This window comes from Thalassovita sp. ABM4_323 (genome assembly GCF_056158665.1).
In genome coordinates this window covers 1,589,232-1,601,197 of sequence record NZ_JBSWTS010000007.1, presented here as the reverse complement: position 1 = coordinate 1,601,197, position 11,966 = coordinate 1,589,232, and the positions used below count along the sequence as shown (strand labels likewise).

General features: G+C 60.4%; 12 protein-coding genes. 11 read left to right on the top strand and 1 reads right to left on the bottom strand.

The genetic code is table 11. The features are described from left to right. Positions 1-73: 73 nt before the first annotated feature. Positions 74-1,195: an amidohydrolase family protein gene (locus ACXADQ_RS10365; RefSeq protein ID WP_475319905.1), complete on the top strand. Its 1,122-nt coding sequence runs from the start codon at positions 74-76 to the stop codon at positions 1,193-1,195. Continuing rightward, complete coding sequence (locus ACXADQ_RS10360) at positions 1,149-2,351, top strand: cytochrome P450 (RefSeq protein ID WP_475319903.1); 1,203 nt, start codon at positions 1,149-1,151, stop codon at positions 2,349-2,351. The genes ACXADQ_RS10365 and ACXADQ_RS10360 overlap by 47 nt, the downstream gene beginning before the upstream one ends. On the opposite strand, the gene ACXADQ_RS10355 is transcribed toward ACXADQ_RS10360, so the two are convergent. Beyond that, a complete protein-coding gene (locus ACXADQ_RS10355) occupies positions 2,348-2,797 on the bottom strand; it encodes a nucleoside deaminase (RefSeq protein ID WP_475319901.1) in 450 nt (149 codons plus the stop codon). The two genes, ACXADQ_RS10360 and ACXADQ_RS10355, sit on opposite strands and share 4 nt — an antisense overlap. Before the next feature lie 84 nt (positions 2,798-2,881). Between ACXADQ_RS10355 and ACXADQ_RS10350 the strand changes: the two genes are divergently transcribed. The 9 genes from ACXADQ_RS10350 (at position 2,882) to dtd (ending at position 11,888) form a co-directional block, all read left to right on the top strand. Continuing rightward, positions 2,882-3,856, top strand: coding sequence for a pseudouridine synthase (locus tag ACXADQ_RS10350; protein WP_475319899.1), 975 nt, complete (start codon positions 2,882-2,884; stop codon positions 3,854-3,856). 163 nt (positions 3,857-4,019) lie between these two features. Next, complete coding sequence (locus ACXADQ_RS10345) at positions 4,020-4,901, top strand: 5-bromo-4-chloroindolyl phosphate hydrolysis family protein (RefSeq protein WP_475319895.1); 882 nt, start codon at positions 4,020-4,022, stop codon at positions 4,899-4,901. A gap of 27 nt (positions 4,902-4,928) precedes the next feature. Further along, complete coding sequence (locus ACXADQ_RS10340) at positions 4,929-6,128, top strand: toxic anion resistance protein (protein WP_475319890.1); 1,200 nt, start codon at positions 4,929-4,931, stop codon at positions 6,126-6,128. Positions 6,129-6,134: 6 nt separating this feature from the next. After that, entirely contained in the window at positions 6,135-7,061 is a 927-nt protein-coding gene (locus ACXADQ_RS10335; RefSeq protein ID WP_475319887.1) for a DUF2927 domain-containing protein, read from the top strand. Between the two features lie 17 nt (positions 7,062-7,078). Next, on the top strand, positions 7,079-8,200 hold the full coding sequence (locus ACXADQ_RS10330; RefSeq protein WP_475319884.1) for an SPFH domain-containing protein: 1,122 nt from the start codon (positions 7,079-7,081) through the stop codon (positions 8,198-8,200). A 97-nt stretch (positions 8,201-8,297) separates the two neighbouring features. Beyond that, the gene (locus tag ACXADQ_RS10325) at positions 8,298-9,170 is read left to right on the top strand and encodes a sulfotransferase family protein (protein ID WP_475319880.1); all 873 of its coding nucleotides are present in this window, start codon (positions 8,298-8,300) and stop codon (positions 9,168-9,170) included. A gap of 451 nt (positions 9,171-9,621) precedes the next feature. Next, positions 9,622-10,737 carry a TFIIB-type zinc ribbon-containing protein gene (locus tag ACXADQ_RS10320; protein WP_475319876.1) on the top strand — a complete coding sequence of 372 codons (1,116 nt, stop codon included), beginning with the start codon at positions 9,622-9,624 and terminating at the stop codon, positions 10,735-10,737. A gap of 20 nt (positions 10,738-10,757) precedes the next feature. Beyond that, positions 10,758-11,318 carry a nitroreductase family protein gene (locus ACXADQ_RS10315; protein ID WP_475319875.1) on the top strand — a complete coding sequence of 187 codons (561 nt, stop codon included), beginning with the start codon at positions 10,758-10,760 and terminating at the stop codon, positions 11,316-11,318. Positions 11,319-11,450: 132 nt separating this feature from the next. Beyond that, positions 11,451-11,888 (top strand): D-aminoacyl-tRNA deacylase, encoded by a 438-nt coding sequence (gene dtd, locus ACXADQ_RS10310; protein ID WP_475319872.1) that lies wholly within the window; start codon positions 11,451-11,453, stop codon positions 11,886-11,888. The last annotated feature ends 78 nt before the right edge of the window (positions 11,889-11,966 follow it).

Sequence of the window (11,966 nt, the reverse complement as noted above, 5' to 3'; positions counted from 1 at the left end):
GAAATATATACTGTTTGGCTAATAGTTAAACAGATTTTGGCTTGGCGATATCGTATTGAGGGAGAGGACGACCTTGCAGTCACCATATTACACCGACCTTGCGGCTTATGTTGCGCAGTTGGGTGGATATCACAACGCTCACATGCATTTGGATCGCGCCTACACCCTGGAAGACGGCTATGTCGATCAGGGCAAATTACGGGTGCTGGAATCGTCGCATATTTCGTTGCAAAAGAAACACGCCCTGATCCAAACCGTCCACGAGGGGCGGGCCTATGACAGCGACGACCTGGAACGCCGTATCATGATGGCCATAGATCACATGGTCAGCGTCAATACGCGCCTGGCCGACACGATGATCGATGTCACACCTGACCGGGTTGGGCTGGATGCGCTTAACCTGATGCAGTCCATTGCTCAGAAGAATGCGGATCGGATGACCGTGCGTGCGGCCGCCTATACACCGCTGGGATTTCGCAACTCCGAGCCCGAACGTTGGCGCATTTTCGAACAGGGGGCTCGGCAAGCAGAGTTCATAGGCAGCCTACCCGAGGCCGATGACGTGCTGGATTACCCCAACAACATCGGGTTCGAGGAACATTGCGTCCGAATGCTGCATCTGGCCAAGGAAACCGGCAAGATGCTGCATGTTCACACGGATCAGATTAACTCGGCCGGCGAAGATGGCACCGAGCGCCTGCTGGCTGTGATGGCCAAGGAAACCGGCCCGCTTTCGATGCCCAACGGCGAGCCGATGGTCTGGGCCGTTCATATGATCTCGCCCTCGCAATATGACCCCAAGCGCTGGGACCAGTTTGTCGACACTATGAAAGCCTTGAATGTGGGTGTGATCTCGTGCCCGTCTGCGGCGCTGGGGATGCGCCAGCTGCGCTCGGTTCAAAGCTATACCTACAATTCGATCCCCCGCATTCTGGAGCTGGTGGTCGCAGGCATCCCGGTCAGGTTGGGGTCGGACAACGTAGCGGACATGTGCTCGCCCAGCACAACGGCGGATCTGACCGACGAGGTTTTTGCTCTGTCTGCTGCGATCCGATACTACAAACCCGGAATCCTTGCGAAACTGGCAACAGGTCACGACCTGTCAGCGGATGAACGCAGCCTTATCAAAGAACACCTGGATTTGAACGATGCGGAAAGTGCTAAGCTGGTTAAAAGGTTCGGCCCAAAAGCCTGAACCCGACTTTCCGGTTGATCTGATGGCGCCCGCGTTCTTTGCGAACCCCGAGGCGACCTATGCCCCGTTGCGCCGGGACGCACCCATTGCTCCGGTCAAACAGGGCGGGTATTTGCTGACGCGCCATGCCGACATCGTGGCCGCGTTCTCGAACAAAGAACTGGGCAATGCGCCCTCGCGGTTCTCGGTGCTGGCCGAGAAGAACCGCGAGAAGTACCCCGCGGCGGCGTTGAGCGCCAATATCCCTCCGTTTTTGGATGCCCCCAGACATGTCGAGATCCGAAAGGCGGTGTCGCGCGCCTTCTTTGTTGCGATGGAGGGTGTCGAGGACTGGCTGCCAGACCTAGCGCGCCATCACATCCAAGCGGCGCGCGCGCCCGAATGCGAGCTGCTCGGCACCTTCGCCGAACCCTTTGCCTTGGCCGCCATGGCGCGTTTCATCGGTCTGCCCCGGGAACCAGATCGGCTGAAAACCATTTCGAACCAGTTCTTTCATCTGTTCGCGCCAATCCAGGACCCGCAGGTTTTTGCCGCGCTGAACGCCGATCTGGACGAGGGCCGACAGTGGATTCGTTCTGGCCTTGCGCACCAGGAGGCAAATTCAAACAGCTTTGTCGGCGCGCTTCGGGGGCTGGGGCTGGACAAGGCTGAAATTGCGGACAACGCCATTCTTCTGCTGGCGGACGGCACCGAAAACATAGTCGCCGGGATCGCAAAGGTGTTTGACCGGTTGCACCATCAGGGCGTTCGGTTGGCCGATCTTTCCGATCCCCTGCCCCCCGTGGTCGAGGCCATTCGCCTGTCGACCCCCGGCCAGATTATTCCACGAGTCGCGCGTCAGGAGTGCTCCTTGCTGGGGCAGGATATCCCCGCGGGATCGCCGGTCTATCTGGCCTTGGGCAGCGCGAACCTTGATCCTCTGGCCCATCGCGACCCGTTGGAATTTCGCCCGGATCGCCCGGACGAGCGGACCATCATGTTTGGGCTTGGACGGCATTCCTGCATCGGGATGCAGCTGGGTCAGTTGCTGATCGCCACCGGGGTAGAGGCCTTGCAGGGCGCGGGCGCGCAACCGCTGGACACAGGGATCACGGGCTGGCGTCATCGGTTTGGCCATCGCTGGCCCCAAGCCTATCGGGTCGGTTTTCAGCCCTAGCGCCGGTCGGCGAAAAACCGTTTCAGCAAATCCTCGGCCTGAGAGGCGCCAATCCCATCGTAGATTTCAGGGACGTGGTGGCATTGCGCGTGGCTGAAGATGCGCGGACCTTGCGCCACGCCCCCGCTTTTGGGATCTCCTGCCCCGTAATACAGCCGCGCGATCCGGGCCGCTGATATGGCCGTGGCACACATTGGACAGGGTTCAAGCGTCACATACAGATCATGGCCCGGCAAACGTTCCGAGCCCAGCGCAGCGCAGGCCTCTCGGATCACCAAAATCTCGGCATGGGCGGTGGGATCGCTCAGCTCGCGCGTGCGGTTGCCCGCTCGCGCCACGACCGCACCATCGGGGGACACCAACACGGCCCCAACCGGCACCTCGCCCCGCTCGGCAGCGGCGCGCGCTTCCTCCAAGGCCTGATCCATGTAGCTGCGAAACACCATTCCCTGTCTTTGCCTGTCATTGAACGCTTTCGCAATGGGGGGAAATGGTATAGCTGACGGGCTTGCCCACATCCGGAGCCCGCCATGACCCAGAAAACGCCCCCCAAAACGCCCGAAGGCGACCGTATCGCCAAGGTCATCGCCCGCGCAGGCCGTGCCAGCCGCCGCGAAGCTGAGCGCCTGATCGAACAGGGTCGCGTCACCGTCAATGGCAAGAAAATCGACAGCCCCGCGCTGAACGTCACCGCGCGTGATCAGATCGCCGTGGATGGCCAACCCCTGGCCGAGGCCGAGCCCGCGCGGCTGTGGCTGTATCACAAACCCACCGGTCTGGTGACCACCACCAGCGATGAACAGGGGCGCGAAACGATCTTTGATGCGCTGCCCAAAACCCTGCCCCGCGTGATGACCGTGGGGCGGTTGGATTTGAACTCCGAAGGGCTGCTATTGCTAACCAATGATGGTGAGCTGAAGCGCAAACTGGAACTGCCCAGCACCGGATGGCTGCGCAAATACCGCGTCCGCGTCAAAGGGCGCGTGTCCGAGGAATTGCTGGAACCGCTGCGCAAGGGCCTGACCCACGAGGGCATCAAGTACCAGCCCATGGACATCACGCTGGACCGCCAACAGGGCGCAAATGCCTGGCTGACCGTGGGCCTGCGCGAGGGCAAAAACCGCGAAATCCGCCGCACGATGGAGGCCGTGGGCCTGTCCGTGAACCGCCTGATCCGCGTGTCCTATGGCCCCTTCCAACTGGGTCAGCTGAAACAGGGCGAGGTCGAGGAAATCCGCCGCAAGGTGCTGCGTGACCAACTGGGCCTGCCCGTCGCGGATGACACCGGAGAGGCGCGCAAAGCCGCTGGCAAGAAATTCGTGCGTCGCAAGAAACGCTCGGGCGATTTTGGCGGCCCCGGTCAGCCCGGCCGCCCGCAACCCGCGGGCGATAAACGTGGCGCGCCCAAGGGCAAACCCCGCTCGGCCGATCCCAGCGCCCGATTGGGCGACCGGCACAGCCGCAGCACAAAACCCGCGCGAGGACGCCCGACCAAGCGTAAGTGACGCACGCGTCTCAATCTTCCCCCTAGTATCGCATCGCGCGATCTCCTACGTTTCTAAACAAGCAACATGTGGGGAATGATGTCTGATACCGGTCTGCAAAAGCTGGCATTTGTACTGCTTGTCATATTGATCCTCTACGTCTCGATCGCAGGAGGCGTCTGAGATGGCCCAAAGATACGGTGGAAAATTCAGCCCCGACGGCAGCAGCGCCGAGCCCAAACCCGGGGGAACCTTTCGCGCGGCCCGGCGCACCCGTGCGGGCGGACGTGTGAACCTGTTGTTTCTGGCCCCGCTGCCGCTGATCTGGTCGGCCTTTGGCAACGGCCCCACAGCGCTGGTGCTGAACCTTGTGGCGCTTGGGCTGCTGTTGCTGGCGGCCTGGCTGACCCGCGAAGGATTGCTGGCACAAGAGGCCTACGAGGCCCGCACCGTGGCCCGCCGCCCGGCCTTTCCGCGCAAAATCACCGGGTCCTTGCTGACCGGTCTGGGGTTGGCCGTGGCCGGCTTTGCCGCGACGGGCGGGGTGATCGAACCGCTGGTCTATCTGGTGATTGGCGCGGTTCTGCATTTCCTGTCCTTCGGGCCCGACCCGATGAAAAACAAAGGAATGGAGGGCGTCGACACCTTTCAATCCGACCGCGTGGCCCGCGCCGTGGACGAGGCCGAGGATCACCTGACCGCCATGACCGACGCGATGAAACGCGCGGGCGACCGGCAGATGATCACCCGGCTGGAACAGTTCCAGACCACCGCCCGCGATCTGTTTCGCACCGTCGAAAACGACCCCCGCGATCTGACAGCGGCCCGAAAATACCTGTCCGTCTATCTGATGGGCGCCCGCGACGCGACGATCAAGTTCGCAGACATCTATGCCCGCACCGGGGATGCTCAGGCGCGCACCGACTATGCCGCGCTTTTGGATGATCTTGAGCAGAACTTCGCCGCCCGCACGCAAAAACTGTTGCTGGACGACCGCAGTGATCTGAATATCGAGATCGAAGTGCTGCGCGACCGGCTGAAACGCGAAGGTCTGACCTCGCAATAACGATTACACGGAGTGAAAGGGAACATCATGTCCGGAACAATTCAGCAAAAAGCTCAGGAAACTCTGGCCCTGGTCGAAGAGGTCAACGCCGTGATCCTGCCCGACCCCACCAAGGCCGACGACGTGGTGACCATCGAACAGGCCGAACCTGCCACGACCGAGGAAATCCGCGCTCGTATGGACGAGCTGGACATGACCGACACCGGCTCAATCGTGCATTTTGGCTCGGCTGCGCAGGCGGAATTGCAGGAAATCAGCCAGGCCATGTTGCAGGACGTGCGCAACAAGGACGTCGGCCCCGCCGGGGACAGCCTGCGCGAAATCGTGACCACCATCCGGGGCTTTTCGATCAGCGAGCTGGACGTGCGCCGCGAACGCAGCTGGTGGGAAAAACTGATCGGTCGCGCCGCGCCCTTTGCCAAATTCACCGCCCGCTTCGAAACCGTTCAGGGCCAGATCGACAAGGTCACCGACGACCTGTTGAAGCACGAACATGTGCTGCTGAAAGACATCAAATCGCTGGACTTGCTGTACCAGAAAACCCTGGCGTTTTATGACGAACTGGCCCTGTATATCGCCGCCGGGCAGGCCAAGCTGGACGAACTGGACAGCAAAGACATCCCTGCCAAAGAGGCCCAGGTTCAGGCTGCGCCCGAAGGCGAACAGGTGATGCAGGCTCAGGAATTGCGCGATCTGCGCGCCGCCCGCGATGATCTGGAGCGCCGTGTGCATGATCTGAAACTGACCCGTCAGGTCACCATGCAGTCGCTGCCCTCGATCCGCTTGGTGCAGGAAAACGACAAATCGCTGGTGACCAAGATCAACTCGACCCTGGTGAACACCGTGCCGCTTTGGGAAACCCAGCTGGCCCAGGCCGTCACCATCCAGCGCAGCGCCGAAGCCGCCAGCGCCGTGCGCGAGGCCAACGATCTGACCAACGAACTGCTGACCGCGAACGCCGCTAACCTGCGCGAATCCAACAAGATGATCCGCGAAGAAATGGAGCGCGGCGTGTTCGACATCGAGGCGGTCAAGCAGGCCAATGCCGACCTGATCGCCACCATCAACGAAAGCCTGCAAATCGCAGACGAAGGCAAAGCAAAACGCGCCGCCGCCGAAGAGGACCTGAAAAAGATGGAGGCCGAGCTGCGCGACACGCTGGCCGCCGCCAAGGCCCGCAAAGATGGCGTGGGCGACACTGCTGGCACTTCGGTTCCCGAGGCCTGATCACACTTGAAACTGCACACACCCATCAAAATCATCGCTGCGGGGGCCATTCTGGCCCTTGCAGCTTGCGTTGAAACCTCGGGCCCAACTGCACCAGGACGCGGAGCGCAATCTTCGCAACCTTCGGCCCAAAGCCGCGCGCTGAGCACCTATTATGCCCGGCTTCAGGCTGATCTGCTGGTGCAGGGATTGCTGCGCACAGATGGGGGTGGGCCGGACACGCCTTTCTCGGCCGATATGCTGGCACGCAACTTTGAGACCATCGCGTTTTTTGATGAATACGAGCGCGGGGCGGGGCTGCAAGCGTCGCGCTCGGGTGCCGGTGTGTTGCGCCGCTGGAAAGAGCCCGTACGGGTCGCCGTGCAGTTCGGGGCCGATGTGCCAGCTCTGCAACAAGGCCGCGACATGGCCACGATCTCGAACTATGTCACGCGGCTGCAACGCGTCACCGGGCACCCGATTTCGATGCGCGCCCAGAACGCCAATTTTCATGTCCTGATCATGTCCGAGGACGACCGCCCCACCACTGTGGCCCGCGTGCGCCAGATTGTGCCGAATATCAACCCGGCCTCTTTGCAGATCATCCAGAATATTCCACGATCCATTCATTGTCTCGTGCTGGCGTTTTCGGACGCGCAGGCGGATCACCACTATGCCAAAGCGATCGCGATCATCCGCGCCGAACACCCTGATTTGCTGCGCAAATCCTGCGTTCACGAGGAAATCGCGCAGGGCCTGGGCCTGGCCAATGACAGCCCCGCCGCACGGCCCTCGATCTTTAATGACGACGACGAATTCGCCCTGCTGACCACCCATGACGAAATGCTGCTGAAAATCCTCTATGATCGGCGGCTGCACGCGGGTATCAGCGCCGAGGCCGCGCGTCCCATCATCCGCCAAATCGCCCGCGAAGCGACCGGCGGGTCCAGCTGAACCAAGGAGGCCCGACCATGGGTATTTTCGATTTTCTGACCGGAGAATTCATCGACGTCATTCATTGGGTCGATGACACGCGCGACACAATGGTCTGGCGGTTCGAGCGCGAGGACCACGAGATCAAATACGGCGCCAAGCTGACCGTCCGCGAGGGCCAGGCCGCTGTGTTCGTGCACGAAGGCCAGCTGGCCGATGTTTTCACCCCCGGCCTGTACATGTTGGAAACCAACAACATGCCGGTGCTGACGACGTTGCAGCACTGGGATCACGGCTTTAAATCGCCGTTCAAGTCCGAGATCTATTTCGTCAACACCACGCGGTTCAACGACCTGAAATGGGGCACGAAAAACCCCATCATGCTGCGCGATCCCGAATTTGGCCCGACCCGCATCCGCGCCTATGGAACCTATTCCGTGCGCGTCACCGATCCGGCCCGTTTCCTGACCGAGATCGTGGGGACGGATGGCGAATTCACCATGGACGAGATCAGTTTCCAGGTGCGCAACATCATCGTGCAGGAATTCTCGCGCGCCATTGCGGCTTCGGGGATTCCGGTGCTGGACATGGCCGCGAACACGGCTGATCTGGGCAAGCTGATCGCGGCTGAAATCTCGGGCACGGTCGCCGAATACGGCCTGTCCATCCCCGAACTCTATATTGAAAACATCAGCTTGCCCCCCGCCGTTGAGGCGGCGCTGGACAAGCGGACCTCGATGGGTCTGGCCGGGGACTTGGGCAAGTTCACCCAATATTCCGCCGCCGAGGCCATGACCGCCGCCGCGCAGACCCCCAACAGCGGCATGGGGGCCGGATTGGGCGCAGGCATGGGTATGGCGATGGCGCAACAGATGGCCAATATGGGCCCGTGGGGGGCACGCCCGGCGGCGGCCCCAGTGGCGACGGCCCCCGTCGCGCCCCCGCCTCCGCCCGTTGAAAAGGTCTGGCATATTGCCGAGGACGGACAGACCAAGGGCCCGTTCTCCAAAGCCTCGTTGGGTCGCATGGTCAGCTCGGGCGAATTGACCCGTGAAACCCATGTCTGGACCGCCGGACAAGACGGCTGGAAACACGCCGAGGACGTTCCCGAACTCGCTCAACTTTTTACCATTTCGCCGCCTCCTCCGCCCGGTTTTTAGGCGCCGAATAGATTAGGCTGTCTGGATGCAGATCTGAACATCAAGACAGCGAAGAAATAGCCTAGCCTTGAATTTATTTATTGGAGCTTTTCCCCAAATGGCCAAACAAGTATCCCCAAGCAAGTTCGTATTTCTCGGTGGCGTACCACGCAGTGGAACCACCTGGGCGCAAATACTAATTGCAGGACATGAGCAAGTCGCTACCAGCCGCGAAACGCATGCGCTTGGGCGCTATGTAAACTCGATGTTGCGCATTTATGACGAGCAACTGGCAGGGTCGCCGGACGGGATGCATTTGCTAGCCGACCGAGAACACTTCATCAAAGAATACATCGGGCCTTTTCTGAAATCGACGATGAAGGCTATCGCAGCCCAAACTCCCAATGCCAAAGTCGTGCTTGAAAAAACACCCCGCAACATCGTGCACTTTGATGTGGTAAACGAGGTTTACGGTCCCCGCGCGCGCATGCTGCACATTATTCGCGATCCCCGATCAGTCGGCGCCAGTTGGCAAAGTGCGGCCAAAGAAGACTGGGGCAGCTGGGCAGACGCTCCCCAAGCGCAGATAGCCATTAGATGGCAGAACACCATGAAGATGGACGCGCAATATGCGGAAAAATTCGGAAGCCGCTATCGTAGCGTTCGGTATGAAGATCTGCTTGCAAATCCGGCCGAGAACCTCCGAGACATACTCGACTGGATTGGCCTAGACCATGACGATGCCATGATTTCCCAGATGGTTGAAAACGCCAGCCTCGACAAACTTAGAGCTTCTGACAACTCAGCGCTGCCCGCCACTGACCCAAAGCATGAAGAGCGTTCGAATTTTTTCCGACAAGGTGCCTCGGATAGCTGGAAAACAGAACTGACAGAAAAACAAATCAGGAATCTGGAAAAACGAGCTCACGAAGGAATGGAAAAGCATGGGTATGCCCTGTCTTTGTGGGGGAAGAAAACGACCTCAGAATAGAAGATGCTAGGCCTTTGCCAGGTCTATTGTTAGAAAGTGTACCGTGCACATCTAACAAGGAATGAAACACTGGGCAGTGCCGAACAAGAACATCGTTTTCCTTGCAATCAATGCAATCCCAAGGGAAAGCCCCCCCAAAAAAACAAGCGCATCGAGGAAATCACTCGGGCGCTAACCGGAGCGGGTGAGCTGCCAGATCACTATCTTTCAGAGGGCGCTGTATGGGAAAGAACCGAGGGGACCGTTTTGGGGCGCGCAGCCATCCAGGCCACTCGCGCCAATCTGCCCAGATGCGACGTGCTTCACATTGATCAGATAGTTAGCCAAGGTAAGGTCAGCACAGCTTCGGGGTTGGTGACACGGCCCGGTCAGGGCACGCGGCTGTTTTGCCACGTGATCCGGTTTACCTCTCCGTCCGCGCAGACCGTTGCACAGGTGGTCAGCTTTGAACATGCCGAGCGCAAAAATGTCCGATAACCCGATGAATGAACACCGTTTTCCCTGCGATCAATGCGGCGCGGACCTGCGGTTTGACCCTGGGGGATCGCAACTGATCTGCGATCATTGCGGCGCCAGTGAACCCGTGCATGGCGAGGGCCCCTGGCAAGGGGGTGCGATCCGCGAGCTGGATTTCAAACAGGCGCTGAACAACCTGTTGCCCGCGCAGGAAATCGAGGAAACCCGCGTCACCAAATGCCCAAACTGTGGGGCTCAGGTCGAATTTGACGAGGTCGATCACGCGCTGGAATGCCCCTTCTGCGCAACCCCGGTGGTGACGGACACTGGCACGCACCGGCATATCAAGCCGCGTGGCGTGCTGCCCTTTGATCTGGACGAAAAACAAGCGCGCGTCGCCATGACCCGCTGGCTGGGGAAGCTGTGGTTCGCCCCCAACGGGTTGCAGGAATACGCCCGCAAAGGCCGCAAGATGGATGGCATCTATGTGCCCTACTGGACCTTTGATGCGGATACGAAATCGCGCTATCGCGGCGAACGGGGCACCCGGTATCAGGAAACCCGCACGGTGATGCGCGATGGCAAACGCGAGAAAGTCACCGTCACGAAAATCCGCTGGCGCCCGGCCTCGGGGCGCGTTGCGCGGTTCTTTGACGATGTGCTGGTTCTGGCCTCGCGCAGCCTGCCCGCCCGATATACCGACGCGCTGGAACCGTGGGATCTGTCCGCGCTAGAGCCCTATCAGCCGCAATTCCTGGCCGGCTTTCGCGCCGAGGGCTATGCGATCGAACTGGACGAGGGCTTTGACCATGCCCGTGCCAAGATGAACCGGGTGATCGAGCGCGATGTGCGCTTCGACATTGGCGGGGATCAACAGCGTATCCACGATATCCAGACCCAGATCAGCGATGTGACCTTCAAACATGTGCTGCTGCCGGTTTGGCTGGCGGCGTATAAATATCGTGGGAAAACCTATCGCTTTGTGGTGAACGGACAGACCGGCCGGGTGCAGGGGGAACGCCCCTGGTCGGCATGGAAAATCACCTTTGCTGTGATCCTGGGGCTGATCGTTGCCGGGATCGCGGGCTATTTCATCGCACAAAATCAATGACATGACCTTTGGGAGGGGCCATGACCGAAGATTTCGAAACCTTTAACGCGCTCATGCATCGCCGCCATTCCTGCCGCGGCTTCAAACCTGATCCGGTCCCGCAAGAGGTGATCGAAAAGATCACCATCGCGGCCTCACGGGTGCCGACCTGGTGCAATGCGCAACCTTGGCGGATCCATGTAACCTGTGGCGCCGAAACCGACCGCTTTCGGGCCATGCTGCAAGAGGCCGCAGCCGGTTCGGTCAGCCCACCTGATCTGGCCTGGCCCACGAAATACGACGGGGTCTATAAGGACCGGCGCCGCAGATGCGGGTTCCAGCTGTATGACGCTGTGGGCGCTGCCAAGGGCGACCGCGTAGCCACGGCCAAACAGATGAAGCGGAACTATGCGCTGTTCGACGCGCCGCACGTGGCGATTGTGACCTCCGAGGTGGACCTGGGCCCCTATGGTGCCATGGATTTCGGGTGGGTTTATCGCGGCCTTCACCATTGCAGCCGAAGCGGCTGGCGTCGCCAGCATCCCGCAGGCCGCCATCACCGGGTTTCTGCCCACGGTGCGCGCGTTTTTCGATATCCCTGAAACGCGGCATATCCTGTGCGCGATCTCGTTCGGATATGAAGACACAGACCACCCTGCCAACAGCTTTCGCACCGAGCGCGCGGATGTGGACGACGTAATCACCTGGCACAAATAGACCCGGAAGGACGCAAGATGAGAGCATTGCTGCAACGGGTGACGTCGGCCTCGGTCTCAGTCGAGGATCAGGTGATCGGGCAAACCGGGCCGGGCCTCTTGATCCTGGTCTGTGCGATGCAGGGCGATACCGAGGCGCAGGCCGACAAATTGGCCGCCAAGATCGCCAAGCTGCGGATATTCAAGGACGGTGCTGGCAAAATGAACTGCTCGGTGCGCGATATCGGTGGCTCGGCGCTGGTGGTCAGCCAATTCACGCTGGCGGCAGACACCGCGCGCGGGAACCGTCCCGGGTTTTCCGCCGCTGCCCCTCCTGCCGAGGGCGAACGCCTGTATGACTACTTCGCAGCCAAACTTGCACAGGAAGGAATCCCGGTTGAGACCGGAAAATTCGGTGCGGATATGGCCGTGTCGTTGGTCAATGATGGGCCGGTCACGATCTGGATGGATGTCTGACCCCGCAAAAGCTGACGCGGGAACCTCCCAGCTCCCGCGTCGTGCTTTGTCCAACCACAAATGCGGTCGGTAGGCCTG